General features: G+C 69.4%; 32 protein-coding genes. 19 read left to right on the forward strand and 13 right to left on the reverse strand.

All coding sequences use genetic code 11. From position 1 onward, the window contains the following. Positions 1–89: 89 nt before the first annotated feature. The 4 genes from secY to OG417_RS05585 all read left to right on the forward strand — a co-directional run bounded on the left by secY (position 90) and on the right by OG417_RS05585 (position 3,421). On the forward strand, positions 90–1,391 hold the full coding sequence (gene secY, locus OG417_RS05570; RefSeq protein ID WP_329250675.1) for a preprotein translocase subunit SecY: 1,302 nt from the start codon (positions 90–92) through the stop codon (positions 1,389–1,391). Beyond that, positions 1,391–2,044, forward strand: a complete 654-nt coding sequence (locus OG417_RS05575; RefSeq protein ID WP_329250677.1) for an adenylate kinase — start codon at positions 1,391–1,393, stop codon at positions 2,042–2,044. The genes secY and OG417_RS05575 overlap by 1 nt, the downstream gene beginning before the upstream one ends. 119 nt (positions 2,045–2,163) lie before the next feature. Then, positions 2,164–3,000 carry a type I methionyl aminopeptidase gene (gene map, locus OG417_RS05580; RefSeq protein ID WP_329250678.1) on the forward strand — a complete coding sequence of 279 codons (837 nt, stop codon included), beginning with the start codon at positions 2,164–2,166 and terminating at the stop codon, positions 2,998–3,000. Further along, positions 2,984–3,421: a DUF1707 SHOCT-like domain-containing protein gene (locus tag OG417_RS05585; protein WP_329250680.1), complete on the forward strand. Its 438-nt coding sequence runs from the start codon at positions 2,984–2,986 to the stop codon at positions 3,419–3,421. Before map ends, OG417_RS05585 begins: the two co-directional genes overlap by 17 nt. Positions 3,422–3,439: 18 nt before the next feature. Here the strand turns inward: OG417_RS05585 and OG417_RS05590 are convergent, their stop codons facing one another. Next, on the reverse strand, positions 3,440–4,216 hold the full coding sequence (locus tag OG417_RS05590; protein WP_329250683.1) for a metallophosphoesterase: 777 nt from the start codon (positions 4,214–4,216) through the stop codon (positions 3,440–3,442). Between the two features lie 229 nt (positions 4,217–4,445). On the opposite strand from OG417_RS05590, the gene infA reads away from it, so the two are divergent. From infA to truA, 8 genes are all read left to right on the forward strand, one after another. Further along, complete coding sequence (gene infA, locus OG417_RS05595) at positions 4,446–4,667, forward strand: translation initiation factor IF-1 (RefSeq protein ID WP_067912209.1); 222 nt, start codon at positions 4,446–4,448, stop codon at positions 4,665–4,667. 68 nt (positions 4,668–4,735) lie between these two features. Further along, on the forward strand, positions 4,736–4,849 hold the full coding sequence (gene rpmJ / locus OG417_RS05600; protein WP_141956754.1) for a 50S ribosomal protein L36: 114 nt from the start codon (positions 4,736–4,738) through the stop codon (positions 4,847–4,849). Positions 4,850–4,991: 142 nt separating this feature from the next. Then, positions 4,992–5,372: a 30S ribosomal protein S13 gene (rpsM, locus tag OG417_RS05605; protein ID WP_329250685.1), complete on the forward strand. Its 381-nt coding sequence runs from the start codon at positions 4,992–4,994 to the stop codon at positions 5,370–5,372. Between the two features lie 61 nt (positions 5,373–5,433). Further along, on the forward strand, positions 5,434–5,835 hold the full coding sequence (gene rpsK, locus OG417_RS05610) for a 30S ribosomal protein S11 (protein WP_285582658.1): 402 nt from the start codon (positions 5,434–5,436) through the stop codon (positions 5,833–5,835). A 15-nt stretch (positions 5,836–5,850) separates the two neighbouring features. Further along, positions 5,851–6,480 carry a 30S ribosomal protein S4 gene (rpsD, locus tag OG417_RS05615; RefSeq protein WP_329250687.1) on the forward strand — a complete coding sequence of 210 codons (630 nt, stop codon included), beginning with the start codon at positions 5,851–5,853 and terminating at the stop codon, positions 6,478–6,480. Between the two features lie 98 nt (positions 6,481–6,578). Next, positions 6,579–7,592, forward strand: coding sequence for a DNA-directed RNA polymerase subunit alpha (locus tag OG417_RS05620; protein WP_329250690.1), 1,014 nt, complete (start codon positions 6,579–6,581; stop codon positions 7,590–7,592). 120 nt (positions 7,593–7,712) lie between these two features. Continuing rightward, positions 7,713–8,249, forward strand: coding sequence for a 50S ribosomal protein L17 (gene rplQ / locus OG417_RS05625; RefSeq protein WP_329250693.1), 537 nt, complete (start codon positions 7,713–7,715; stop codon positions 8,247–8,249). 172 nt (positions 8,250–8,421) lie between these two features. Then, complete coding sequence (gene truA / locus OG417_RS05630; RefSeq protein WP_329250696.1) at positions 8,422–9,273, forward strand: tRNA pseudouridine(38-40) synthase TruA; 852 nt, start codon at positions 8,422–8,424, stop codon at positions 9,271–9,273. Positions 9,274–9,359: 86 nt separating this feature from the next. On the opposite strand, the gene OG417_RS05635 is transcribed toward truA, so the two are convergent. The 3 genes from OG417_RS05635 to OG417_RS05645 form a co-directional block, all read right to left on the reverse strand. Further along, positions 9,360–10,889, reverse strand: a complete 1,530-nt coding sequence (locus OG417_RS05635) for a hypothetical protein (RefSeq protein ID WP_329250699.1) — start codon at positions 10,887–10,889, stop codon at positions 9,360–9,362. Between the two features lie 208 nt (positions 10,890–11,097). Further along, a complete protein-coding gene (locus OG417_RS05640) occupies positions 11,098–12,171 on the reverse strand; it encodes a hypothetical protein (RefSeq protein WP_329250702.1) in 1,074 nt (357 codons plus the stop codon). 39 nt (positions 12,172–12,210) lie between these two features. Next, positions 12,211–12,942, reverse strand: coding sequence for a CAP domain-containing protein (locus OG417_RS05645; protein WP_329250705.1), 732 nt, complete (start codon positions 12,940–12,942; stop codon positions 12,211–12,213). A 276-nt stretch (positions 12,943–13,218) separates the two neighbouring features. On the opposite strand from OG417_RS05645, the gene rplM reads away from it, so the two are divergent. The 4 genes from rplM (at position 13,219) to OG417_RS05665 (ending at position 16,255) form a co-directional block, all read left to right on the forward strand. Then, positions 13,219–13,662: a 50S ribosomal protein L13 gene (gene rplM / locus OG417_RS05650; RefSeq protein ID WP_329250708.1), complete on the forward strand. Its 444-nt coding sequence runs from the start codon at positions 13,219–13,221 to the stop codon at positions 13,660–13,662. 35 nt (positions 13,663–13,697) lie between these two features. Then, on the forward strand, positions 13,698–14,204 hold the full coding sequence (rpsI, locus tag OG417_RS05655) for a 30S ribosomal protein S9 (RefSeq protein ID WP_329250713.1): 507 nt from the start codon (positions 13,698–13,700) through the stop codon (positions 14,202–14,204). Positions 14,205–14,384: 180 nt separating this feature from the next. Continuing rightward, complete coding sequence (gene glmM, locus OG417_RS05660; RefSeq protein ID WP_329250716.1) at positions 14,385–15,725, forward strand: phosphoglucosamine mutase; 1,341 nt, start codon at positions 14,385–14,387, stop codon at positions 15,723–15,725. A 5-nt stretch (positions 15,726–15,730) separates the two neighbouring features. Continuing rightward, positions 15,731–16,255: a hypothetical protein gene (locus tag OG417_RS05665; RefSeq protein WP_329250719.1), complete on the forward strand. Its 525-nt coding sequence runs from the start codon at positions 15,731–15,733 to the stop codon at positions 16,253–16,255. Positions 16,256–16,321: 66 nt separating this feature from the next. Here OG417_RS05665 and OG417_RS05670 read toward each other — a convergent pair whose 3' ends face one another. The 4 genes from OG417_RS05670 to OG417_RS05685 form a co-directional block, all read right to left on the reverse strand. Further along, positions 16,322–17,035 carry an ABC transporter permease gene (locus tag OG417_RS05670; RefSeq protein WP_329250722.1) on the reverse strand — a complete coding sequence of 238 codons (714 nt, stop codon included), beginning with the start codon at positions 17,033–17,035 and terminating at the stop codon, positions 16,322–16,324. A gap of 64 nt (positions 17,036–17,099) precedes the next feature. Then, positions 17,100–18,011, reverse strand: coding sequence for an ABC transporter ATP-binding protein (locus OG417_RS05675; protein ID WP_329250724.1), 912 nt, complete (start codon positions 18,009–18,011; stop codon positions 17,100–17,102). A 31-nt stretch (positions 18,012–18,042) separates the two neighbouring features. Next, positions 18,043–18,933 carry an ABC transporter permease gene (locus tag OG417_RS05680; RefSeq protein ID WP_329250726.1) on the reverse strand — a complete coding sequence of 297 codons (891 nt, stop codon included), beginning with the start codon at positions 18,931–18,933 and terminating at the stop codon, positions 18,043–18,045. Beyond that, positions 18,930–19,832 carry an ABC transporter ATP-binding protein gene (locus tag OG417_RS05685; protein ID WP_329250728.1) on the reverse strand — a complete coding sequence of 301 codons (903 nt, stop codon included), beginning with the start codon at positions 19,830–19,832 and terminating at the stop codon, positions 18,930–18,932. The genes OG417_RS05680 and OG417_RS05685 overlap by 4 nt, the downstream gene beginning before the upstream one ends. A gap of 251 nt (positions 19,833–20,083) precedes the next feature. Here OG417_RS05685 and OG417_RS05690 point away from each other — a divergent pair, with 251 nt between their 5' ends. Next, on the forward strand, positions 20,084–20,773 hold the full coding sequence (locus OG417_RS05690; protein ID WP_329250731.1) for an HNH endonuclease family protein: 690 nt from the start codon (positions 20,084–20,086) through the stop codon (positions 20,771–20,773). Positions 20,774–21,351: 578 nt separating this feature from the next. Here OG417_RS05690 and OG417_RS05695 read toward each other — a convergent pair. Together OG417_RS05695 and OG417_RS05700 are read right to left on the reverse strand one after the other, a co-directional pair. Further along, positions 21,352–21,504 (reverse strand): hypothetical protein, encoded by a 153-nt coding sequence (locus OG417_RS05695; RefSeq protein ID WP_329250734.1) that lies wholly within the window; start codon positions 21,502–21,504, stop codon positions 21,352–21,354. A gap of 53 nt (positions 21,505–21,557) precedes the next feature. Continuing rightward, complete coding sequence (locus tag OG417_RS05700) at positions 21,558–22,073, reverse strand: DUF1697 domain-containing protein (protein ID WP_329250735.1); 516 nt, start codon at positions 22,071–22,073, stop codon at positions 21,558–21,560. A 186-nt stretch (positions 22,074–22,259) separates the two neighbouring features. Here OG417_RS05700 and OG417_RS05705 point away from each other — a divergent pair, with 186 nt between their 5' ends. Then, entirely contained in the window at positions 22,260–22,712 is a 453-nt protein-coding gene (locus OG417_RS05705) for an ATP-binding protein (RefSeq protein WP_329250737.1), read from the forward strand. Next, the gene (locus OG417_RS05710; RefSeq protein WP_329250740.1) at positions 22,709–23,455 is read left to right on the forward strand and encodes a tRNA(His) guanylyltransferase Thg1 family protein; all 747 of its coding nucleotides are present in this window, start codon (positions 22,709–22,711) and stop codon (positions 23,453–23,455) included. The genes OG417_RS05705 and OG417_RS05710 overlap by 4 nt, the downstream gene beginning before the upstream one ends. 65 nt (positions 23,456–23,520) lie before the next feature. Here the strand turns inward: OG417_RS05710 and OG417_RS05715 are convergent, their stop codons facing one another. The 3 genes from OG417_RS05715 to glmS form a co-directional block, all read right to left on the reverse strand. Continuing rightward, positions 23,521–23,799 (reverse strand): type II toxin-antitoxin system RelE family toxin, encoded by a 279-nt coding sequence (locus tag OG417_RS05715; RefSeq protein ID WP_329250743.1) that lies wholly within the window; start codon positions 23,797–23,799, stop codon positions 23,521–23,523. A gap of 4 nt (positions 23,800–23,803) precedes the next feature. Continuing rightward, positions 23,804–24,085: a type II toxin-antitoxin system Phd/YefM family antitoxin gene (locus OG417_RS05720; protein ID WP_329250746.1), complete on the reverse strand. Its 282-nt coding sequence runs from the start codon at positions 24,083–24,085 to the stop codon at positions 23,804–23,806. Positions 24,086–24,150: 65 nt separating this feature from the next. Further along, complete coding sequence (gene glmS, locus OG417_RS05725; RefSeq protein WP_329250749.1) at positions 24,151–26,058, reverse strand: glutamine--fructose-6-phosphate transaminase (isomerizing); 1,908 nt, start codon at positions 26,056–26,058, stop codon at positions 24,151–24,153. Positions 26,059–26,150 lie beyond the last annotated feature (92 nt).

The raw sequence follows: 26,150 nt of genomic DNA on the forward strand, positions 1-26,150 counted from the left end.
CGAGCGGCGGCTATCGCCGCCTACCATCGACCGGGGCCCATCCGCGGCCCTGATTGTGCCTCATGGCCGGAATTCGCGCAGGAGGAATGGTGCTGACCGCGTTCACTCGGGCGTTCCGAACACCCGACCTGCGCAAGAAGCTTGTCTTCACGCTCTTCATCATCGCCGTGTTCCGGCTGGGGTCCACGCTGCCGGCACCGGGCGTGAACACGGGCGCCGTCCATCGTTGTGTCGATGTGGCGACCAAGGGTGCCAACGGCAATATTTACGGCTTGGTCAACCTCTTCAGCGGCGGCGCGCTGCTCAAGCTGTCGATCTTCGCGCTGGGCATCATGCCCTACATCACCGCGAGCATCATCTTGCAGCTGCTGACCGTGGTGATCCCGCGTCTGGAGTCGCTCCGCAAGGAGGGACAGTCCGGCACCACGAAGATCACGCAGTACACGCGTTACCTGACGATCGGGCTGGCGGTCCTCCAGGGCACCGGCATCGTCGCGATGGCGAGCACCGGCAACCTGCTGCAGGGCTGCACCGAGGACCTGCTCTGGAACAAGGGCTGGTTCACCATCGTCACGATGGTCATCGTGATCACGGCGGGTACGTCGGTGATCATGTGGCTGGGCGAGCTGGTGACCGACAAGGGCATCGGCAACGGCATGTCGATCCTGATCTTCACCCAGGTCGTCGCGGTCTTCCCGAGCGAGTTCTGGAACATCTACAAGACCAAGCACGGCTTCGTCTTCGCGATCGTCATTCTCGTCGGTATCGCGATCGTCGCCGGCGTGGTCTTCGTCGAGCAGGCGCAGCGCCGCATCCCGGTGCAGTACGCCAAGCGGATGGTCGGCCGCCGGATGTACGGCGGCACGTCGACCTACATTCCGCTCAAGGTCAACCAGGCCGGTGTCATCCCGGTCATCTTCGCCTCGTCGCTGCTGTACCTTCCACAGCTCGTGGTGCAGATGTGGCACAGCACCAACCCGGTGAGCACCTTCATCTCGAAGTACCTCGTCAAGGGCGATCACCCGATCTACATGGGGCTGTACTTCGTCCTGATCATCTTCTTCACGTACTTCTACGTCGCGATCACCTTCAACCCGACCGAGGTGGCCGACAACATGAAGAAGTACGGCGGGTTCATCCCCGGCATCCGTCCGGGCCGGCCGACCGCCGAGTACCTCGACTACGTGCTCACACGCGTCACGGCGCCGGGCGCGCTCTACCTCGGGCTCATCTCTTTGATCCCGATGATCGCGTTCGGTCTCATCGGCGCCAGCCAGAACTTCCCGTTCGGTGGCACGAGTATCCTGATCATGGTCGGTGTCGGGCTGGACACGGTCAAGCAGATCGAGAGCCAACTCCAGCAACGTAACTACGAGGGCTTCCTGCGGTAGTGCGCATCGTGCTCGTGGGTCCCCCCGGAGCGGGCAAGGGGACGCAGGCCCAATTCATCGCATCGCACCTGTCAATCCCGAAAATCTCGACAGGTGACATCTTCCGCGCGAACGTGAGCGGAAACACCCCCCTCGGCCGTAAGGCCAAGGAGTACATGGACCGGGGTGACCTCGTCCCGGACGAGGTCACCATCGCCATGGTGCGTGACCGGTTGGGCGAGGAGGACGCCCAGGAGGGCTTCCTGCTCGACGGCTTCCCGCGCAACGTTCCGCAGGCGGAGACGCTCAAGAAGATCCTGTCCGAGACCGACCGCAGGCTCGACCTCGTGCTCGAGCTCGTGGTCGACGACGACGAGGTCGTACGCCGGCTGTCGGGCCGCCGCACGTGCCGCAAGTGCGGGCGCATCTGGCACGTCGCCTTCGACCCGCCCACCAAGGACGGCGTCTGCGACGTCTGCGGCGGTGAGCTGTTCCAGCGCGACGACGACCGCGAGGAGACCATCCGGCACCGCCTGGAGGTCTACCAGGAACAGACGGCGCCTCTCGCGTCGTTCTACGCCGATGAGGGCATTCTGGTGGGTATCGACGCCACCGGGCCCGTCGAGGAGGTCACGGAGCGGGCCCTGGCCGCGCTCCGCCGCTTCGCCGCCTGATCTCGCGGTCGTTGCACGGCGCCCGAGCGCCTGCCGCGCCCGCCTGGGCGGTGGGCGCAGGCCCGCAGGCGTGGAGCCGTCCTCGTAGGCCAACCCCCGGACCACGTGCGGAGCGAAGAGTGTGGAAGAAGCGTAAGCCGGCCATCCAGATCAAGTCGCGCGACGAACTCGCGGTGATGCGGGAGGCCGGCCTCGTCGTCGGCCGCACCTTGCGCCGCCTCACCGAGGAGGTACGCCCGGGGATCACCACGGCCGACCTCGATGCCATCGCCGAGGAGTCCATCCGCTCCGCGGGCGCGACGCCGTCATTCAAGGGCTACCAGGGTTTCCCCGCCACGATCTGCACCTCGGTGAACGAGGAGATCGTCCACGGCATCCCCAGCGCCGACAAGGTCCTGCGCGACGGCGACATCATCTCCATCGACTGCGGTGCCATCGTCGACGGCTGGCACGGCGACTCGGCCGTGACGGTGCCGGTCGGGGAGATCACACCGGACCTCCAGCGGCTCCTGGAGGTCTGCGAGGAGTCGATGTGGCGCGGCATCGCCGCCGGCCTGGTCGACGCCCGCCTGAGCGACATCGGCCACGCGGTCGAGACATATGTGCGCGATCAGGGCGACTATGGCATCGTCGAAGAGTACGTCGGCCATGGGATCGGTACGCAGATGCACATGGACCCTCCGGTGCCCAACTACGGCGAGGCCGGGCACGGGCCGCGCCTGTCTTCCGGCATGTGCTTCGCGGTCGAGCCGATGGTCAACCTCGGGACGGCGGCGACCGTCCTGCTGGACGACGACTGGACGGTGGTGACCGGCGACGGCGCCCGCTCGGCGCACTTCGAGCACACCTTCGCGGTCACCGAGGACGGTCCCTGGGTGCTCACCGCGCTCGACGGCGGTGCGTCCCACGGTTTCCTCGGCCGGGACGAGAGGATCAAGGATGGCGCTCAACCCTGAGATGCGGGCCTCCGACGCCGACCGCGACCGGGTCGCGGCGGCGCTACGGGAACACTGCGCTCAGGGGCGCATCGACGTCGAGGAGCTGAACGAGCGCCTCGAGGGCGTCTACTCCTCCAGGACTCTGGGAGACCTGGAGAAGGTCACCGCGGACCTGCCCGAAGAGGACCTGTACGAGCTGCCCGTGCCGTCCTGGCGGCGGTCGACCCCGGCCCGGCGCATGGGCGGCGGCCTGTCGCGCGGGGGCCTGCGGGCGGGCTGGGCCACGTACGCCGCGGTGAACCTCGTGTGCTTCGTGGTCTGGCTGCTCACGGCGGTGTCCTCGGGTGCCTGGTACCCCTGGTGGGTCTGGGTGGCCGGGCCCTGGGGCGCGGTGATGCTGGCCGGGCAGGCCTTCGGCACCCGCGGCGACCGTCGCTGACCTTGTCCGGGGGCTCTCTCAGACGGGTTCGGGCGTCTCCTCCACCGGCCGGAAGTGGGTGACGGCGCTCATGCCGTCGATGAGGTGCAGCGCCAGGCCGGGCGGCGCGTCGGACAGCGCGGGCCGGCCGCCGGGGTCGACGTGCAGCTGGCGGTACGTGCTCGGGCAGGTCGTGGCGACCGTACCGGCGAAGGCGCGCACCGAGCCCGCGTGCACGTGTCCGGCGATGACGCGGACGACCTGTGGATGGCGCGCGATCACGTCGGCGAGGCGCTCGGGCCGCGCGTGCCCCATGGCGTCGACCCAGCCGACCCCGATCTCGTACGGCGGGTGGTGCATGGCCACGACCGACGGGGCCTCGGGCTCCTCGGCGAGGGCGGCGTCCAGCCACTCCGGATCCGACAGCGCGCCGCCGTCCTGGCCCGGAACGGTCGAATCGCAGCACAGCAGCCGGACGCCGGCCACGGTCACCGCGTAGCTCGCCGCCGGGATCGCGGGGAAGGCCGCCAGCAGCGCGGCGACGTCGTCGTGGTTGCCGGGCAGCGGATGCGCGGGGATCGGCAGGCGCGCGAGCTCGTCGCGGAGGAGCGCGTACTCCTCGGGGCGGCCGTGGTCCGTCAGGTCGCCGGTGAGGACCACCGCGTCGGGCCGCGTGGCGAGGGCGAGCAGCGCGGCCAGGGCGGTGCGCAGCGAGCGTACGCGGGTGGGGTCGTCGACGGTCAGGTGAAGATCGCTGAGTTGCGCGAGGATCGTCATGGTTCCCCAGCCGACCACGAGCGCGTGGGGAATCACCATGGCCACTCGTGCGTTGAGACTCCCCGAGGAGTGGCATGGCCACGATGCCGGCTCGGCGGACCACCACCGGGCCGGTCTGGTGAGGAATCGCGCCGATTTCACATTCTCGCGGCTGGTGACGTACACTTCTTTGTCGGTCCTGTGTCGGCTCATGTCCGCATGCTCTGCGTGCTTCGGGGCGCCGCGAGGGCCGTTCTCCTGACGAACCGATCAGTGAAGCGCGGAGGACATGCCCAAAAAAGAAGGGGCCATCGAGATCGAAGGCACCGTCGTCGAGTCTCTCCCGAACGCCATGTTCCGGGTGGAGCTGGACAACGGGCACAAGGTTCTCGCTCACATCAGTGGGAAGATGCGGATGCACTACATCCGGATCCTTCCCGATGACCGTGTGGTCGTTGAACTGAGTCCGTACGACCTCACCCGCGGCCGGATCGTCTACCGCTACAAGTAAAACCACCCACTGGGGTTGCCTTCCCCGCGTCTGGCAGCGCGGGGGTGACCCTGCTATGAGGAGACCCAGTGAAGGTCAAGCCGAGCGTCAAGAAGATCTGCAGCAAGTGCCGCGTCATCCGCCGGCACGGCCGGGTCATGGTCATCTGCGACGACCCGCGCCACAAGCAGCGCCAGGGCTGATGACCTACTAGGCACAGCTCGACAACATCATCGTTCCGCGGCTCCCTTTCGGGAGCGACCCCCGGTCGGAGGCCGGGGCCTCACCCGGGCAGGTGGGGGTGCGGAGCGCAGACCTCCGTGAAACAGAAGGGAACTGCCCGAGATGGCACGCCTCCTCGGCGTCGACCTCCCGCGCGAAAAGCGCCTCGAGGTCGCTCTTACCTACATCTTCGGCATCGGCCGCACCCGCGCGCTCGAGACCCTCAAGGAGACCGGCATCAGCGGTGACCGCCGGGTCCACGAGCTCGGCGACGACGAGCTGGTGCAGCTCCGCGACTGGATCGACGCGAACTACAAGATCGAGGGTGACCTCCGCCGCGAGATCCAGGCGGACATCCGTCGCAAGATCGAGATCGGGTGCTACCAGGGCATCCGCCACCGCCGCGGGCTGCCGGTCCACGGCCAGCGCACGCAGACCAACGCCCGTACGCGCAAGGGCAAGAAGAAGACCGTGGCCGGCAAGAAGAAGGCCGGCAAGAAGTAGTCCGCCGCCCGGCCACGTGCCGGACCGTCGGATCGACGACCTCCAGGAGACTTGAGAGCAGATGCCGCCTAAGAGCCGCACCGGCGCCAAGAAGGTGCGCCGCAAGGAAAAGAAGAACGTCGCTCACGGGCATGCCCACATCAAGAGCACGTTCAACAACACCATCGTCACGATCACGGACCCGATGGGCGCCGTGATCTCCTGGGCCAGCGCCGGCCACGTGGGCTTCAAGGGCTCGCGTAAGTCGACGCCGTTCGCCGCTCAGATGGCCGCTGAGGCCGCCGCGCGCCGCGCCATGGAGCACGGCATGCGCAAGGTCGACGTCTTCGTGAAGGGCCCGGGCTCGGGCCGCGAGACCGCGATCCGGTCGCTGCAGGCGACCGGCCTCGAGGTCGGTTCCATCCAGGACGTCACCCCGGTCCCGCACAACGGCTGCCGGCCGCCCAAGCGCCGCCGCGTCTGAGTTAGGAAGAGAGAGATGGCTCGATACACCGGCGCGGACTGCAAGCTGTGCCGCCGCGAGAAGATGAAGCTGTTCCTCAAGGGCAGCAAGTGCGACGGGCCGAAGTGCCCGATCGAGATCCGGCCCTACCCGCCGGGTGAGCACGGCCGTGGCCGTCCCAAGGAGAGCGAGCACATGCTCCAGCTCCGGGAGAAGCAGAAGGCCCGTCGCATCTACGGGGTCCTCGAGGCCCAGTTCGTCAACTACTACAAAGAGGCGAACCGCCGCCAGGGCAAGACGGGTGAGAACCTCCTGTCCCTGCTCGAGCGCCGCCTCGACAACGTGATCTACCGTGCCGGCTACGCCAAGAGCCGTGACATGGCCCGCCAGCTGGTGCGCCACGGTCACTTCCTGGTGAACGGCAAGAAGGTCGACATCCCGTCGTACCGCGTCAGCGAGCGGGACATCATCGAGGTGAAGCAGAAGAGCCTCGAGCAGACCCCGTTCGTGGTCGCGCGCGCCGAGGCCGGCGAGCGTCCGGTCCCGGCATGGATCGAGGTCGCGCCCGAGAAGATGCGCATCCTCGTGCACTCGCTCCCGGTCCGCCAGCACATCGACGCGCCGGTCCAGGAGCAGCTCATCGTCGAGTGGTACGCCAAGCGCTGACGTACGGCTCGGGCGGGCGTGCGCCTCTGCGGCGTACGCCCGCCGAACGCAAGGTCGCGGCAGTCAAATAGCGGGCGCCGCGGAAAGGATGTTCTGAAATGCTCATCGCACAGCGACCGACCCTCACCGAGGAGCAGGTCGACGAGTTCCGGTCGCGGTTCACCATCGAGCCGCTGGAGCCGGGCTTCGGCTACACCATCGGCAACTCGCTCCGCCGTACGCTCCTGTCCTCGATCCCGGGTGCCGCGGTCACCAGCATCCGCATCGAGGGCGTGCTGCACGAGTTCTCCACGATCCCGGGGGTCAAGGAGGATGTCACCGACATCATCCTGAACCTCAAGGAGCTCGTCGTCTCCTCCGAGCACGACGAGCCGGTCGTGATGTACCTCCGCAAGCAGGGGCCCGGTGACGTCACCGCCGCCGACATCGCGCCGCCGGCCGGTGTCGAGGTGCACAACCCCGAGCTGCACATCGCCACGCTGAACAACAAGGCGAAGCTGGAGATGGAGCTCACCGTCGAGCGTGGCCGAGGCTACGTCTCGGCGGCGCAGAACAAGCAGCCGGGCCAGGAGATCGGCCGGGTGCCGATCGACTCGATCTACTCGCCGGTCCTGAAGGTCACCTACAAGGTCGAGGCGACGCGTGTCGAGCAGCGCACCGACTTCGACCGGCTGATCGTCGACGTCGAGACCAAGCCCGCGATGCTGCCGCGCGACGCGGTGGCGAGCGCCGGCAAGACGCTCGTCGAGCTGTTCGGGCTGGCGCGCGAGCTCAACGTCGAGGCCGAGGGCATCGACATGGGCCCGTCCCCGACGGACGCCGCGCTCGCCGCGGACCTGGCGCTGCCGATCGAGGAGCTCAACCTCACGGTCCGGTCCTACAACTGCCTCAAGCGCGAGGGCATCCACACCGTGGGTGAGCTCGTGGCGCGCAGCGAGCAGGACCTGCTCGATATAAGGAATTTCGGCGCCAAGTCGATCGAAGAGGTCAAGCAGAAGCTCAACGACATGGGCCTCACGCTGAAGGACTCCCCGCCCGGGTTCGACCCGACCGCGGCGGCCGACTCTTACGGCGACGAGGACCAGAGCTACGCCGAGACCGAGCAGTACTAAATGATGTGGGCGGTCCGTTCCGGGCCGCCCACACCGCGATACACAGCGGGAAGAACTCTCGCTGGACCGACGCCGGTACCTCGTACGGCCGGCGCGGGTTGAACAAGGAGAGAAGCACTCATGCCCCAGCCCACCAAGGGCCCTCGTCTCGGCGGCAGCCCCGCGCACCAGCGGCTGATCCTGGCGAACCTCGCCACCGCCCTGTTCGAGCACGGCCGTATCACGACGACCGAGGCCAAGGCCCGGCGGCTGCGGCCGCTGGCGGAGAAGCTCATCACCAAGGCCAAGCGCGGTGACCTCGCCGCGCGGCGCCAGGTCCTCACCGTCGTGCGGGACAAGAGCGTCGTCCACACGCTGTTCACCGAGATCGGCCCGCGCTTCGAGAACCGCCCCGGCGGTTACACGCGGATCACCAAGCTCGGCCCGCGCAAGGGCGACAGCGCTCCGATGGCCCTGATCGAGCTGGTCGACGAGCCGATGGCGGCCGTGACCACCGGGCGTCCGGCGCAGGCCGCCGCGCCCGCCAAGGCCGAGGAGCCGGCCGCCGAGGCCGAGACCCCGGCCGAGGAGCCGGCCGCCGCCGAGGCCGAGGAGGCCGAGGAGGCGCAGGACAGCGCTCCGGCCGAGGAAGCAGACGAGGCCGAGGACAAGAAGTAACTCACGCTTGGTCACGAGCCCGCCGTGCCCTACGGGACGGCGGGCTCGATCTTTGGGAGAGTTGTGGAATGGCCAGGACACGGAGAGCATGGACACGGGGTCACCGCCGAACGGCGGGGCCCGGAGGGCAACCGACATGGACGAACGGCCGCCTGAGCCATCTCCCGATGCCATGACCGCTCTCGTACGACTCCGGCTCGACATCGGTTACGACGGGTCGGACTTCGCGGGCTGGGCCCGCCAGCCCAACCAGCGGACGGTTCAGGGTGTCATCGAAGAGGCTCTGGGACGCGTGCTCCGCCTGGACCCGCCGCCGGTGCTGACCGTGGCGGGCCGTACGGACGCCGGGGTGCACGCCCGCGGTCAGGTGGCGCACGTGGTCGTCCCGGTCGCGGCCTACTACCCGGTCACCGGGACCCTGCCGCGGCGCCTCGCGGGCGTGCTGCCCGCCGACATCCGGATCTGGCGCATCGGCCAGGCGCCGGAGGGCTTCGACGCGCGGTTCTCGGCGCTGTCGCGGCGCTACGCCTACCGGGTGTGCGACAACCCGATCGGCGTCGACCCGATGCGCCGGCACGAGGTGCTGTGGCACCCGCGGCCGCTCGACCTCGACCGGATGAACGCCGCGGCGGCGCTGCTGCTCGGCGAGAACGACTTCGCGGCGTACTGCCGTCGCCGCGAGGGCGCCACGACCATCCGGCGGCTGCTGCGCTGCGACTGGGCCCGCGAGGCCGGGAACATCGCCGTCGCGACCATCGAGGCGGACGCCTTCTGCCACTCGATGGTGCGGGCGCTGGTCGGCGCGCTGATCTCGGTCGGCGACAGCCGCCGTCCCATCGAGTGGCCGGCCGAGGTGCTCGCCGGCGGACGGCGCGACTCCGCCGTGCAGGTGCTCCCGCCGTACGGTCTGTCGCTGGAAGAGGTGACCTACCCGGACGCCGCGCACCTGGCCGACCGTGCCCAGGAGACGCGCCGCATCCGGGTCCTCGGCGGGAGCGCCCCCGAGGAACGCCACGCCAGCTGACCTGTCTCACGACTCGCCGCCCGGTCGGGCGGCCGGTGGTTCCCAGGCCCGCGGCCGGACGACGGGGCCTGGGAGCACCCCGGCGGTCAGTGCTTGTCGTCGCGCCGTTCGATGGGACGGGCGGTCGAGTCGCGGAACGCGGTGCCGACCTTCTTCAGCGTGTCGTCGTCGGCGGCCGGCTTGTGACCGTCGGCGTACGTCGCGTACGCGTAGCTGATGTAGCGCCCGCGCACCGTGCTCGCGGCGAAGCCGCCGGCGTGGTCGATCTTCGGGGCGCCGGTGGCCTTCATTCCGCGGAACCACTCGTAGTGCGCCGGGTCCTGGACCTTCAGGACGGCCTTGGCGGCGGCGTCCGTCGGCATCACCGCGATGCCGGTCGTCACGGCCACCTTCTTGTCCGCCGAGACGAACGTCGCGCGGACGACCCGGCGGCAGTGCTGGCGGGTCAGCTCGGTGGCGAACGGCCCGTTGGCGGCCAGGGAGCAATGGTCGTTGATGACCGCCTTGGCCCGGGTGAACTTCTGTTTCGCCAGTGTCAGCGTCTTGGCCGGGAAGACCTCGTGGACGGTCAGCGGCTTGGGATCGGTCTTCTCGTCGCGGATGTCGACCGGCACGTGCTTGGGCTTGTGCTTGGCCTTGGTCTTCGACGGGGTCGGCGTGGGCGTCGGCCGCACCTGCGTCGGGGTCGGCGGCTGCGGGTCGGCGACCTTGTGCTCCTTCGCCGTACCGCCGGAGAGCTGCGTGACGGCCAGCGCACCGCCGCCCCCGAGTACGAGGGCGGCCACGAGTCCACCGGCCACGAGCAGCGCTCTACGGGCCCCTGAGACCCCTCCGGTGCCGCCGCCCTGGGGCGGGGGCCCGCCGGGACCGCCGGGGAACGACGCCCCGGGGCCGAGCCTGGGGATCGGACCGGTCGTGGTGGCGTGCGGGTCGGGCGGCGGCGGGTCGGGCGGCGCCTGCGGCGGCGTGCCGGGCGGCAGGATCGCGTCGGGTTCGAGCTCGGGGCCCGGGGCGCTGGTCGTCGCCCCGTTCGTGGGGATCTTCAGGATGGCCACCGTTCGCTGTCCGGTCGCACCGGTAGCGGCCTCTGCCGAGGCCCCGGACGGCGGGACGTCGTCGGCCACGGTCCGTTCCGCCTCGGGGAGGTCGCCCGGAGCGGCCTCCTGCGCGGCGTTCGGCTCGTCGGTGACGGTGCGCTCGGCCTCCGGCACGGGTGGCTCCTGCGGAGGCGTCCGGCCGGTCTCGCCCGCCGCGCCGGCGAACCCCGGTGGCGGAGTGGTGTCGTGCGGAGCGCCGCTGGTGTCACCCGGGAAACCGGGCGGCGGCGTGGCGCCGTACGGGGCGCCTGAGCCGGTGGGGCCGCTCGCGTCGCCTGGCACGCCGGACGGCGGTGTGGCGCCGTACGGGCCGCTCGTGGGCGCCGAGCCGGGGAGGCCGTTCGGCGGTGGTGTGGAGGGGGTGGTGTGCCCGTCGTCCGATGCGGCGCCGTTCGTGGTGTTCTGTGGGGATGAGTCCTGCGCCGGGTGCGAGGGCGGGGTGGGCTGGTGGGCGTCCGGCGTGGGGGCGCCGGGGCGCGGGAAGGGCGGGGTCATGGTCTCCTCGGCGTCGGATGCCACCGACGATCCGGAGAAGCCCGGCATGCCCGGGCGTGTGTCGGCGGTCTGGAAAACGACTGACGGCCTCTTGGCGGCCGGGCCCTGTCCGAAGTGTGGCGGAGCGTCTGTCGGCGGTTGCGGCGGAAGCTTCGCTTCCTCCTCGTCGGGAGGAAGGAAAGTCTCGTCATGGCCAGACATGAGTCACCAGAGTATTAGGTGAAGGCAAACCTTATGCCGGTTTGCCCTCCATTGACCGATAGTTCAGGGCCGTGCGCAGATTGCTGCCGTACGTCGTGTACTTCACGAACGACTTCACGGCCGAGTAGTCGCTCGTGGCGATCTTCTTGCCGCTCGGGTACTGCACCCAGCTCATGATCAGGTAGTGGCCGTTCACCTCGGTGGTGGTCAGCGACAGGCCCTGGCCGATCTTCTTGGTGGTGCCGGTGCCCGGCAGCGCGAGGACGAACGCGTCCTTGGACTTCGACGCGGTCTGAGCCGACGTGGCCGCGGCCTGGGTCCTGAGATTGATCACACCGATCGTGCCGATCAGCTTGCCGTTGCTGAAGGTCGCCCGCAGCACCTGGTTGCAGCCGCCCCTCGCGAGGGCCTTGCGGAACTTCGTGCCGTGCGTCGGCGGTGAGCACTTGCGCTCCGAGCGCCGTGCCGTCATGAGGTAACGGCGGCCGCCGGCCTTGAACGACCGGTCCTTGAAGATCTCGTTCAGTGTGAGGAGCTTGGGGTCGGTCGCGCGGCTCTGGAGGCGGTCGCCGCGCCCGGTCTCGGTGGGAGACGGCGTGGGAGTCGGCGTCGGCGTGGCGGGAGGCGCCGAGGACGGAGCCGCCTCCGTCTTGGGCTTGTCGTCGCCTCCGGACGTGATCGCGAAGGCCGCGCCGCCGGCGACCACGATGACGCCCACCGCGATCGCCGCGCCGATGAGTAGCCGCTTGCGGCCGGAGCCCGAGCCCGAACCCGAGCCGAAGTCATCGCCCGGACCGTAGTCGCCCGGACCGCCGCCGTAGGGTTCGGCGCCCTCGTCGTAGGAGTCGTAGGAGGGGTTCGGCTCGAAGGCGTTGCCGTACGACGGGGGACGCTCGTCGCCGAACGAGGGGTCGTCGCCGAAGGAGCCGCTGTAGCCGCCCGCGCCACCGGCGCCGCCGCCCGGCCCGAAGCCTCCGTCTCGTGGGCCGCCGAAGGAGGGCGGACCGCCGTGTCCTGCCTGGTCGTCGCCCGGGCCGTACGGCGACGACGGCGGCTGGGAGGGCCCCCAGCCGCCGGGTTGCTGCTGATCACCCGGATAAGACATGAATGCGACCCTACCTGCTCGTATCAGGTGATCAGGGGTTTACCGGAAGCCGAAGTCCTGCGTCCACCACGGCCCTCCAGAGCCGTACTCGACGCCGATTCCGACCGCCTTCAGGCTGCAGTTCAGGATGTTCGCCCGGTGTCCGGGGCTCTTCATCCAGCCCGCGACGACCGCCTGGGCTGTGGCGTATCCCATGGCGATGTTCTCGGCGCCGGGCTGGCTGTAGCCGACCGCCTTGATCCGGTCCCACGGGGTCCTGCCGTCCGGTGAGTTGTGCTCGAAGTAGTGCCGTACGCGCATGTCCTTCGAGTGGGCCCGCGCCGCGGTGCGCAGGTGCGCGTCGACGTGGAGCGCGGAGCAGCCGTGCTTGGCCCGCTGCTGGTTCGTCAGCTGTACGGCGAGGTTCTCGGCCGCGACGTTCTTGGCCGGGGCGCCCGCGGAGCCGGCGTTCACCGTGGTCGAGGGCTTCTTCTTCGGCTTGACGACCTTGGCGGCGGGGCGGTGGCTGGGCGTGTGCTTGTGGGAGGGGGTGGGCGAGGGAGCCAGGGTGGTCGGCCGGACGGCCGAGCCCTCCGGGCTGGGGACCACGGCCGCGTCCTGCGCGGGCTGGTCGCCGGTTACGGAGTGCGCCGTCATGTAGCGGTTCGCCGCGAAGCCTGTCGCGACGAAGAACGCGATCGCCAGGATCACGAACGCCTGGACCTTGCGCTTGATGGGGATCGAACGCTTGGCGGACAGGGGGTCCTCCAGGGGGCTGCGGAGGTGCAGCACTATAGAGGTGCTAACCACCATCGAGCGCGCCGTTCTGGAGTAATTCCTGCTATATGCTGTACAAAGGACGAACGCATGATCGTCCGAAGCGATGGCAGGAGGCGGCGGAAGCCGCCCGCTTTGACCCGCACGTCAGTGGGCCGGTATCCTGCCAGTTCGTTGTGTGCGTCAGCGTGCCCGTTCTTCGGGTCGCTTGACCATGCGGGCCAGTGACGGACGTCGCCCGTCCCGCCGGCCCGGTCTCTGTTGTCAGACACGAAACGAAGGCTTACGACCGTGCGCACCTACACCCCTAAGCCCGCTGACGTCGAACGTCAGTGGCACGTCATCGACGCGACCGATGTCGTGCTGGGTCGGCTGGCCAGCCAGGTCGCGACGTTGCTTCGGGGTAAGCACAAGCCGATCTACGCGCCACACCTCGACACCGGCGACTTCGTGATCATCATCAACGCCGACAAGGTGGCGCTGTCGGGTAAGAAGCTGGAGCAGAAGAAGGCCTACCGTCACTCGGGCTACCCCGGTGGTCTCCGCTCCGTGACCTACTCCGACCTGATGGCGAAGCACCCCGAGCGCGCCGTCGAAAAGGCGATCAAGGGCATGCTGCCCAAGAACTCGCTCGGCCGGAAGATGTTCGGGAAGCTCAAGGTCTACGCCGGTCCCGAGCACCCGCACCAGGCGCAGCAGCCGGTGCCCTACGACATCAAGCAGATCGCGCAGTAGACGCGCGCCGTCGAGATCGAAATCTGAGGAGTCCCGTGGCTGAGTCCACCGGTATCGAGACGCCCCTCGAGGGCGCCGACTATGAAGAGTACGTGGGGGACTACACCTCCGAGTCCGCTGAGGTCCTCGTCGAGGAGACCCCCCGTCCGGTGCTGACCGGCCCGGCCGCGGGCACCGGCCGTCGCAAGGAGGCGATCGCGCGCGTGCGCATCGTCCCCGGCAGTGGAAAGTGGACGATCAACGGTCGTCCCCTCGACGCCTACTTCCCCAACAAGGTCCACCAGCAGGTCGTGAACGAGCCCTTCGTCACGCTCGGCCTCGAGGACCAGTTCGACGTGATCGCGCGGGTCAACGGCGGCGGCGTGACCGGCCAGGCCGGCGCCCTGCGGCTGGGCATCGCCCGCGCGCTGCAGCTCGTCGACCCCGACAACCGCCCGCCCCTCAAGAAGGCCGGCTTCCTCACCCGTGACGCGCGGGCCAAGGAGCGGAAGAAGTACGGCCTCAAGAAGGCCCGTAAGGCTCCGCAGTACAGCAAGCGTTGATCGGCCCTGTGCGGTGACCCGCCGACTCGGTACACCCGGGCGGGGGCGCCGCACAGGACTTCGGCGGTTCCGTAGATTCGCGGGACCGCCGATCGCTTTGTTTCGCCGGGCCGGCACACCGGCCTGCGTTTCGAAGGGCCGGCGGACCGGCCTGCCACGCGCGACCTTGGGGTGTTAGCAGTGTCACGTCTGTTCGGAACCGACGGTGTCCGGGGGGTCGCGAACCGTGACCTGACCGCCCGGCTCGCGCTCGACCTGTCGGTGGCCGCCGCCCGTGTCCTGGGTGAGGCCGGCGCGTTCGAGGGCCACCGGCCCGTCGCGGTCGTGGGCCGCGACCCGCGCGCCTCGGGCGAGTTCCTCGAAGCCGCCGTCGTGGCCGGGCTCGCCTCCGCCGGCGTCGACGTCCTCCGCCTGGGCGTCCTGCCGACGCCCGCCGTCGCGTACCTCACCCAGTCGCTCGGCGCCGACCTCGGCGTCATGCTGTCGGCCTCCCACAACCCCGCGCCCGACAACGGCATCAAGTTCTTCGGCCGCGGCGGGCACAAGCTCGCCGACCAGATCGAGGACCAGATCGAGGCGCACCTCGGCGAGGAGTGGTCCGGCCCGACCGGCCCCGGCGTCGGCCGCGTACGCGACGCGCAGGGCGAGGTCGAGAGCTACATCGCGCACCTGCTGTCGACGCTGCCCCGCTCGCTGGACGGCCTCCGCGTCGTGGTCGACTGCGCGCACGGCGCCGCGTCCGGGGTCTCCCCCGAGGCGATGCGCCGCGCCGGCGCCAATGTGGTCGCCATCGGCGCCTCCCCGGACGGCCTGAACATCAACGACGGCTACGGCTCCACCCACCTGGACGCACTGTGCCGCGCCGTGGTCGAGCACGGCGCCGACGTCGGCATCGCCCACGACGGCGACGCCGACCGCTGCCTCGCGGTCACCGCCACGGGCGAGCCGATCGACGGCGACCAGATCATGGCCATCCTCGCGGTCGAACTGCGGGAGGCCGGCCGGCTGCCCGGCGACACCGTCGTCGCGACGGTCATGTCCAACCTCGGCTTCAAGATCGCCATGCGCGACGAGGGCCTCAACGTCGTCGAGACGACGGTCGGCGACCGCTACGTCCTGGAAGCCATGAAGTCCGGGGGCTACGCCTTCGGCGGCGAGCAGTCCGGCCACGTGATCATGCTGGACCACGCGACCACCGGAGACGGCCTGCTGACCGGCCTGCACCTGCTCGCCACCGTCGCGGGCCGCGGCCGCCCGCTCGACGAACTCGCCAAGGTGATGACCCGCCTCCCGCAGGTGCTCATCAACGTCAAGAACGTCGACAAGTCCCGCGCCAAGACCTCCCCGGAGCTGACGGCGGCGGTCGAGACCGCCGAGGCGGAACTCGGCGACACGGGACGCGTCCTGATCCGCCCGAGCGGCACCGAGCCGATGGTCCGCGTCATGGTCGAGGCCACCCACGAAGAACAGGCCCGCACCCTGGCCGAACGCCTCGCCGAGGTCGTCCGTACCGCCCTGTAGCGCTGATGGGCGGCGAACTCTCCGCCGGGTGGCTCTCCCGGTGGCGATCGCAGGTCGATGCCGCTCTCAGCACGATGCTGAGCACGTTCGAGGAGAAGTACGGCTATCCGCCGGGCACCAACGAGGTCAGATCCCCGGGCGCCGGCGACCGGAGTGCGGCCGCGGAGCTCGCCCGCGAGCAACTGACCCCCGCCGATCTGGTCACCTTCTACCGATCCATCGGCGAGGTCGTCCTGGCGGACGTCGGCAACGCGTACTTCCTCCACCCGGCCGGACTCGTACTCGATCACCTGCGCGCCGACGGCCCCGTACCGCTCGACGGTGCGGACGACGCGCGGGGCACGGTGATCGCTTCGGACGGCGGAGGCATCATGTTCGCCGTCGACGCCGAAGGAGCCGTCCACCGCTCCCGTGCGGCGTCCACCGAGAGCGGGTTCGACAAGGTCACGGGTAGTGTCCAGGAGTTCCTCGACCTGATCCGTCGTTCCGTCGTGCGTTTCGCCGACACCGGTAAGCCCGGCTATCTCTAGAGCGCGCGATCGGAGTGCGGGAACCGCGCTCGCGCCGGCCGAGCATTTCACTGTTGCCGGTGCATTTCAGTCGGCGCCGGTGATCGAGAGGGTGCGGAGCTTCCAGCCGGCGACGGTGACGCCGAGGACGGTCAGCACGATCAGCAGGGGTACGGCGGTGGAGGTGTGCACCTCGGAGGTGACCGAGGTCGCGTTCGTCGCCAGGTCGGTGATCGTGACCGACCACTGCCGGATGGACAGCGTCCGGACGCCCGAGGCGTACCGGCCGATGAGGTTCTCCCAGACCAGGGCGTAGATCAGGCCGATCGTCACGGCGAACCGGCTCATCACCGCGAGCGCCACGAACAGCGCGCAGTACGCGATGCCGCCCACCAGCGCGCCCAGGGCGAAGCCGCTCGCCAGGCCCGCCGTCAGGCCGTTCATGATGAGGCCGGAGACGAAGATCGGCACGACGCCGAAGCCGACGACCAGGATCACCGCGACCAGGTACTTGGTGGTCGAGATGACCGGCCGGGCGATCGGCTTGGTCATGATGTACATGATCTGGCCGTCGTCGATCTCCGGGCCGATCACGCCGGTGCCGGCGAGCAGCGCCAGCAGCGGCAGCAGCGCGCCCAGCCCGAACTGCGTCAGCAGGGCCGCCGCGGTGTCGAGGTCGGCGTTGCCGGTGATCCGCAGGCCGATGCTGAGCAGCAGCAGGACGCCCGGGAGGATGAACAGCAGAAGCGCGCGGCGCCGCCCGAGCATGCCGCGAAAAGTGATGTACGCGATGGTGTTCATGCATCCTCCTTCATCGGAGGAGTGACCCCGTGTGCTGTGTTATTGATTCGCTCACTACGTTCGTTCATGGGGAGACCAGGTAGGAGAAGACGCTTTCGAGGGACTCGTCGGCCGGGGAGACCTCCCACAGCCGGATGCCGGCGCCACGGGCCACCTGCGGCAGCAGCAGGGTGAACCGCCGGAAGTCGACGACCTCCACCTCCAGGCCGGCCGAGGTGAGCTCGACGCCGCGGGTCGAATCGTCGGCGATCAGCGCGGCCGCCAGGCGGCGGTCGTCGCTGGAGCGGATGGCGAACATGTGCGGCCGGTCGGTCATCAGCCGCCGGATCGCGCGGAAGTCGCCGGAGGCGGCGTGCCGTCCCGCGACGATGACCTCGATGTGGTTCGCGAGCCGCTCGACCTCCTCCAGGATGTGCGAGCTGAACAGCACCGTACGGCCCTCGGCGGCCATCTTGCGGATGAGGTCCATGAGCTGGAGCCGCTGGCGCGGGTCCATGCCGTTGAACGGCTCGTCGAGCAGCAGGACCGCCGGGTCGTGTACGAGCGCCGACGCCATCTTGACGCGCTGGCGCATCCCCTTGGAGTAGGTGCCGATGGTCCGGTCGGCCGGCGGCAGCATCTCCACCATCGCGAGGGCACGGTCGGCGGCGGCCACCGGGTCGGGCAGCTTGTGCAGCTTGGCCATCGAACGGACGAACTGCCTGCCGGTGAGGAAGTCGTAGGCGGACTCGCGTTCGGGCACCAGCCCGATGTGGCGGTAGACCGAGGGGTTCTTCCAGATCCGCTGCCCGTCGATGCCGACCTGGCCGTTGGAGGGCGCGAGGAACCCGCCCATCATGTGGATGAGCGTCGACTTGCCGGCGCCGTTCGGGCCGAGCAGGCCGGTCACCCCCGGGCCGATGGTCATCGACACGCCGTTGACCGCGACCACGTTGCCGTACCACCGGGAGACGTCCCGGAGCTCCAGGACACTCACGATGCCTTCCTCTCGTCGGTGGGCCGGCCGGTCATTGCGCACCCGCCCTGCGGAACCGCTGGTACAGGATCGCGAGTCCGCCCACGACGACGGCCACGCACACGAGCGCGAACACCGGGCCGCCGAGGCCGGACGGGGGCGGCTCCGGGGAGGACGACTTGGCCCCCAGCGCCCAGACCTGCACGTCGTCCACGAGGTTGAAGGGCGTGAACATGCCCGCCCAGCGGGCGACTCCGAACTTGGTCTGGGTTTCGGCGATGCCCTGGATCGAGCCGACCGCGGCGGTGCTGATGAGGTACACCGCCATCACCGCGGTCACGCCGAAGCCGCGGCGCGGCGTGAAGGCGGCCACGACCAGGCCGATCGCGGCGAGCACCAGAGCGAACATCAGGCAGCCCACCACGGCGCCGGCCCAGTCGAGCGTGTGGGTGCCCAGGTGCTTCTGCTTGGTGGCGAGCGCACCGATGAACAGGATCGTGACCGGCGTGCCCAGCAGGATGAACAGCGCCGTGGTCAGCGCGCCGTACTTGGCCAGCACGTAGTCCAGGCGCGACAGCGGGCGGGAGAAGTACAGCGGCGTGACGTGGAACCGCAGGTCGCGCGAGGCCAGCACCGGCGCCTGCGCCGCCAGGAAGATCGCGATCAGCGGCTGGAGGTAGACGGCGTAGGCCGAGTAGCGGATCAGGTTGACGGGCTGGCCGCTGCCGAGCGAGGAGGCCAGTGCCGTGATCGCGACACTGATGGCCGCGGGCAGCAACATGATCGTGAACAGCAGGAACGGCATGATCTTGGCCTTGGCCGGCCGCCCCAGCCCGTACGCCGCGCGCAGGTTGTGCGTGAACAGGGAGCGGACGGCGTACGCGCGGCCGAGCCGCGGGCCGTCGTAGTGCCGGTAGCCGATGTCGTGGATGACGCTCGTCATGAGGAGAACACCTCTTCGATGCGGTGACGGCGGTTCTCCATGCGTACGAGGGCCAGGCCGAGGTCGGCGACGCAGTCGCGCACGAGGTCGTACGTCGTCTCGTCGGCGATGTCGATGAGCAGGCCCCGTCCGTCGGGGTGGACGCGCAGCCCGGCCTCAGCCAGGCGGTGACCGAGCCGGTCGCGGCCGGCGGCCTCATCGTCGATCTCGACCGCGAGAACGCCGCTGGCCTGGGTGAACGCGGTGACCGCCTGCGACCGCAGCAGCCGGCCGCCGTCGATGATGACCAGGTGCTGGGCGACGCGTTCGAGCTCGCCGAGGAGATGGGAGGTGACCAGGACGCTGATGCCGAACTGGGTGCCGATGCGCCGGATGAGGGCGAGCATCTCGTCCCGTCCGGCCGGGTCGAGGCCGTTGGTGGGTTCGTCGAGGAAGACGAGCTTCGGGTCGTGCACGAGGGCCTGGGCGAGCTTGACCCGCTGGCGCATGCCGGTGGAGTAACCACCGATCGGCCGGTAGCGCTCCTCGTACAGGCCGACGTGGCGGAGGGTGTCGGCGGCGCGTTCGCGCGCGGCGGTGGCCGGCAGCCCGGACACGCGTGCGACGTGCACGATGAACTCGGTGGCGGAGACGTCGGGCGGGAGGCAGTCGTTCTCGGGCATGTAGCCGACCAGCTCCCGGATCTTCAGCGACTCGCGGACCGTGTCGAGTCCGAGGACGCTCGCCTGCCCGCGGGTCGGGGGGATGAGCCCGAGCAGGATCTTGATGAGGGTCGACTTGCCCGCGCCGTTGGCCCCGACCAGCCCGACGACGCCGGGCTCGATGTCGATGGTCAGCTCGTCCAGGGCGAGCACGCCGGGGAACTGCTTGCCGAGCCCCCGGGTGGCGATGATGGACATGCGCCGAACTTAGTGGACCGTCGTGGTCGCGTCGTCACCCTTGGGCGGTACTCGCCACCAGCCGAAGGGATGAGAACTCCCCCCTACCGAAGCCGGATGCCCGCTGAGAACGCGCTGCACACGTGCCGGGTCATCCCGGCCGGCCCTTCCATTCCGCGGTGCTCGCCGCAGGGGACCGGCCGTCGGCGATTGGAGAATAAAGCCGTATATTCCGGGCATAGCTTCGCCAAAAAATCCTGGACGGTGGGGATATGTCAGTACGGCGACGGGTGGGCGTGCAGGTCACCTCGATGGTCGTCTCCGTGTTCGTCGCGGCCGGATGCGCCGGCAATGTCAGGCTGTCCGGGGACGGCCCGTCGAGTTCGGCCTCGGGTAAGTCCTCCAAAAAGGGCGGCAAGGGCAAGGAGGGGACGGCGCGGAAGGAGCTCGCCGGGCTCAAGGAGGGCAAGCCGGACTCCATGAGCGGGTACAGCCGGGATGAGTTCGGCCCCGCCTGGAAGGACGTCGACCACAACGGCTGCGACACCCGCAACGACATCCTCGCCCGCGACCTGGACGACGTGAAGAAACGCAACGAGTGCGTCGTCATCGCCGGGACGCTGGACGACCCGTACACGGGCAAGCAGATCACTTTCGCCAAGGCGCACGCCACGATGGTGCAGATCGACCACATCTTCCCGCTGGGGCTCGCCTGGCGGATGGGTGCGGACCACTGGACCGAGGAAAAGCGGACCGAACTGGCCAACGACCGCGACAACCTCCTGGCGGTCTGGGGACGGCCCAACGAGCAGAAGAGCGACAAGGGCCCGTCGGAATGGCAGCCGCAGAAGTCCTTCCAGTGCACGTACGCGGAGAAGTTCGTCGCCGTGGCCGATGAGTATCACCTGTCGGTGACGCAGGCGGACCACGACGAACTGAGCGACATGCTCGACACCTGCTGAGTCCGCCCGGAAAGGCCCTGCTCGGTGCCAGTACGGTGAGGCATCGCCGTGCTGAGGGTGGCGATCGTCGGCGTTTCCTTAACCCTTCTGTGCTCCTGCGCCGCCTCGCCCGACCGGCGGCGAGAAGGCACCGCCGCCTCGCCACGGCGATCGCCGCCGTGGCGCCCAAGGACGTGCGGGTGGCCGGCGCGGACGGCCCGGGCCCGAGCCCTGCGTTCGCCTCGCACTGGGACGGGACGCGCTGGACCGTCCGGCGTCCTTTCTGCATACGGGAGCACGCCCTCCTGACGGACGTGAGCGCGACGGGAGGCAAGGCCTGGACTCGAGAGTACGGCCCCTGCCGGCGGCCGGCCGCCCCGCCGAGAAAGGCCACCAAAGGGTCGATCGCGTCCGAATCACCCCGGTCCCGGCACCCGCATGGTGTGGGCGGTCGGTTCGATCGGCGCGGGACGGGACAACGGGGACCCGGCGCGGTACTTCGTGCTCCGAAACGACGATGCCTGACCGGCCTGGTCATTCCCGAGAAACGGAGAGCGCCCCCGCCAGGCGCTCTCCGTTTCTTCTCCGGTGATCGGCTCTTATGCGGCCTGCCGGCGCGTCCGCCGCGCCGCCCTCGACCGTCCGTTGCTCGGAACGCCCAGCAGACGGGCGAGGACCCGGAAGGGCAGCAGAAGTACGTTGGCCACCGTCGCGAGGACGGTACGGAGTGCTGCGATGATGCGGCTCGCCATCGGTCCCTCCCTTCACTGTCCGTTGGGGGAGGTGTATACCCGGTGAGCGCGTTTTATTCGGCGAGCGACAAAAGGCTGGTGACCGTGTTCCAGTTGCGCATCGTTGCGGTGACCTTCAGGCGCCGCCCGAGCGCGACCGGCAGTTTCGCGCGGCCGATGCCGTTCGGCAGCCGGAGGTAGATCTCGCGCTCGCCGGCGCGCATCTCTTCGGGGGCGAATCGCCCCAGGTCAAAGCCGGAAAGCCAATCCTGGCGCGGTGGCTCGGCCAGAAACCAGACGGTGGACTTCGCCGGGTCGTCGACTTCCAGCGGGTTGCGCTCGACCACGTCGCGGAGCTCCTCCGCGGTCCGCAGGATCACCTCGGTCGTCAGCCCCAGCTCGGCGGCGAGCCGCTCCTCGACCGACGCCGCCACCCGCTCCGGCCGCGTCTCGGCAGCGGTGAAGACCGCGTTGCCGCTCTGCAGGTACGTCCGCACGTCGGCGTACCCGAGGCCGGCCAGCAGACCGCGCAGGTCGGCCATGGAGACCTTCTTGTGGCTGCCAAGGTTCACCGCGCGCAGCAGCGCCACGTATCGCGTCACAACGTCGCTTACTACTCCATCGCGGCGAAATTCGCCAGACCGCCCCCTGGTCAACACCGGTCCCGGCGCTGGCGAACTCGCTGGGAAGGCCCGTACGGTGAGCAGGTGTCGGGCCCCGACCAGCCGCGATCCGGCTGACTCTGGCGGTGACTTGGGATGCCTACGCTGGCGATCTTGATCGGGTTGCAGGCGTCGGGGAAGACGACGTTCTACCGGCAGGTGCTGTCGGCCGCGTACGTGCACGTCTCCAAGGACGATTTCCCCAATGCGCGGCGGCGGCAGGCGCGGCAGATGCGCCTCGTCGAAGAGGCGCTGACGGCGGGCCGGGATGTCGCCGTCGACAACACCAACCCTTCGCCCGAGGAGTGGGCGCCGCTGATCGGCGCCGCGCGGAGACACGGCGCCACGGTCGTGGGGTACTGGTTCGGTCCCGACCTCGTCGGTTCGCTGGAGCGCAACGCGGCGCGTGCCGGAAAAACCCGGGTGCCGGAGGTCGGCATCTATGCGACCCTCAAACGCCTGCGCCACCCGCGGCGTGCGGACGGGTTCGACGAGTTGTACGCGGTCCGGTTCGACGGCGCGGGAGGTTTCGACGTGCGGCCGCTGGCCGAGGAGGCGGAGACATGAAGGGCAAGGACCTGGAGACCCGCATGCGGTCGTTGGAGTGGTTCCACTCCCTCGCGGTGCTGCCAGGTGCCTGGATCATCATTCGGGTGGACGGGCGCAGCTTCTCCCGGTTCACCGAAAGCCGCTTCGACAAGCCGTTCGACGAGAGATTCTCCGCATTCATGATCGAGACGGCGCGGACCCTGCTGAACGAGTTGGGTGGCTGCTACGCGTACACCGAGAGCGATGAGATCTCCGTGCTGCTGAAGCCGTCGTTCGACCTGTTCGACCGCGAGGTCGAGAAGCTGGTGTCGATCTCCGCGAGCGTTGCCACCGCTGCCTTCACGCACGCCGTAGGAGAACCCGCCCACTTCGACAGTCGCGTGTGGATGGGCGCCGCTGTGGAAGACGTCGTCGACTACTTCTCCTGGCGGCAGACCGACGCGGCGCGCTGCGCGCTGAACGGCTGGTGCTATTGGACGCTGCGCGGCGAGGGCCGGTCCAGGCGGGAGGCGACCCGGATGCTGAAGAACTCCGATGTCGCCGCCAAGAACGAACTCCTCTTCGCCCGTGGGGTGAACTTCAACGACGTGCCCACGTGGCAGCGCCGTGGAGTCGGGCTGTGGTGGGAGACCTTCGAGCGGCTGGGCCACGACCCGGTCCGGGGCGTCGACGTGACCGCCACGCGGCGGCGGATCCACGTCGAAAAAGATCTCCCGATGAAGGACGACTACCGGACACTCGTTCAGCGGCTGACCGCCTGACTCGGCCCCGGGCGCGGCGGTTTGGCCGATCTCAATCGGGTCGGAGCGTGACGTTCGTGCGGGGCCTACAGGTTCCGGTAGATGTCGCGGCGATTTCCGGCGGCCAGGACCCACACGACCAGTTCGCCGCCCTCGATCGTGTACACGACGCGGTAGTTCCCGACTCTGAGGCGCCACCGGGAGCTGTGGCCTTGGAGAACCTTGACGTCGAAGCCTGCGATGTCTCCCGCGTCCATCGCTCTCTGCAGTTCCGTGAGCCGGTGCAAGATCCGCAAGGCGTCAGATCGGGGGATCTTGAGCATGTCCCGTTGGGCGTGCGGCGTGAACCGTGTGACGTAACCCACCGGATCAGGCGTGGTCGGTCCGGAGCATGGCCGCCATCTCTTCGAGAGAGACCGAACCCTCCATGCCTTCGGACTCCGCTTCGTCGGCCAGACGGTTGAGCCAGGATTCTTCGACCTGTTCCGCGACCTGACGCAAGTGTCGGTATTCCTGGATGTCGACCACGATGGCCTCCTGCTTGCCGCGTCGCGTGATGATCGTCGGGGTGTGCTCACGGTGAGCACGGTCGATGACATCCGCGAGGTGCCGGCGGACCTCGGCCATTGATTCGACTTCCGGGTCAATCATGTCACGAGTGTAACAGATGTACATCTGTTACACAGTGGGCCTCTCGCTTGGACGCATCGGAGCTTCTACTCCACGGTCACAGACTTGGCGAGGTTGCGGGGCTGGTCGACGTCGTGGCCGCGGGCGGTGGCGAGTTCGCAGGCGAACACCTGGAGCGGCACGGTCGCCACCAGCGGCTGCAGCAGGGTCGGGACGGCCGGTACGCGGATGAGCGTGTCGGCGTACGGCACGACCGCCTCGTCCCCGTCCTCGGCGATCACGATCGTACGGGCGCCGCGGGCGCGGATCTCCTGGATGTTGGAGACGATCTTGTCGTGCAGGATCGGGCGGGCGCGCGACGGCACGATGACCACGACCGGCAGATCCTGTTCGATCAGGGCGATCGGTCCGTGCTTCAGCTCGCCGGCGGCGAAGCCCTCCGCGTGCATGTAGGCGAGCTCCTTGAGCTTGAGCGCGCCCTCCAGCGCCACCGGGAAGCCCACGTGCCGGCCCAGGAACAGCACGCAGCGCTCACCGGCCAGCGACCGGGCCAGCTCGCGTACCGGCTCGACGGTCTCCAGGACCTGCTCCACCTTCTGCGGCATCGTGCCCAGCAGCTGGATCATCGCGAACACCTCGTCGCCCCACTTGGTCCCGCGTACCTGCGCCAGGTAGAGGGCGATCAGGTAGACGGCGACGAGCTGGGTGAGGAACGCCTTGGTCGAGGCGACGGCGATCTCCGGCCCGGCGTGCGTGTACAGCACGCCGTCGCACTCGCGCGGAATGGTCGAGCCGTTGACGTTGCAGATGCCGAGGACGCTGGCGCGCTGCTCGCGGGCGTGGCGGACCGCCATGAGCGTGTCCATCGTCTCGCCGGACTGGGAGATCGCGATGACCAGCGTCGAGCGCGTCAGGATCGGGTCGCGGTAGCGGAACTCGCTGGCCAGCTCCACCTCGCACGGGAGCTGGGTCCAGTGCTCGATGGCGTACTTGGCGATCAGCCCGGCGTGGTACGCCGTGCCGCACGCGACGATGATGATCTTGTCGATGTCGCGCAGCTCGTCGTCGGTGAGGCGCATCTCGTCGAGGCTCAGCCGGCCGTCGGTGCCGATGCGGCCGAGCAGCGTTTCGGCGACCGCGCGCGGCTGCTCGGCGATCTCCTTGAGCATGAAGTAGTCGTGGCCGCCCTTCTCCGCGGCGGACACGTCCCAGTCGACGTGGTACTCCTTCACCTCGGCCGGCCTGCCGTCGAAGCCGGTGACCGTGACGCCCGACGGCCGCAGCTCGACGACCTGGTCCTGGCCCAGCTCGATCGCGTCGCGGGTGTGCGCGATGAAGGCCGCGACGTCACTGGCCAGGAAGTTCTCCCCGGCGCCGACGCCGACGACCAGGGGAGAGTTGCGGCGGGCGCCGACCACGAGGTCGGGCTCGCCGGAGTACACGGCGACGAGCGTGAACGCGCCTTCGAGGCGCAGGCAGACCCGGCGCATCGCGTCGGCCAGGCTCGCGCCCTTGGCGACCTCCTCCTCGAGCAGGTGGGCGACGGCCTCGGTGTCGGTGTCGGAGGACAGCTCGTGGCCGCGGTGCTCGAGTTCGAGGCGGAGCGCGGCGAAGTTCTCGATGATGCCGTTGTGCACGACGGCGACGGCGCCGGTGCAGTCGGTGTGCGGGTGGGCGTTGCGGTCGTTCGGCGGCCCGTGAGTGGCCCAGCGGGTGTGCCCGATACCCGAAACGCCGGTCTCCGTACGCTCACCCGAACCGCCCGCGTCCGTACGGCCGGCGCTCCCGGCCTCCTCGCCGCCCGGCGGGACGGTGCCCGCGAGTGCCTCACGCAGGTTGGCCAGCTTTCCGGCGCGCTTGGTCACCGTCAGCTTGCCGTCGGCGGAGATGGCCGTGCCCGCCGAGTCATACCCCCGGTACTCCAACCGGGAGAGGCCCTCGATGACGACGTCGAGCGCCGGCTGCGAGCCGACGTACCCCACGATTCCGCACATGCGGGCCACAGTAATGGCTCCAGGTGAACGGGTAGACCACCGCCGCGCCAACTCTCCGCCCGCCCTGGCCGCCGCGGGCGAGACGGTCGGCC

This window comes from Actinoallomurus sp. NBC_01490 (assembly GCF_036227085.1).
GTDB lineage: Bacteria > Actinomycetota > Actinomycetes > Streptosporangiales > Streptosporangiaceae > Actinoallomurus > Actinoallomurus oryzae.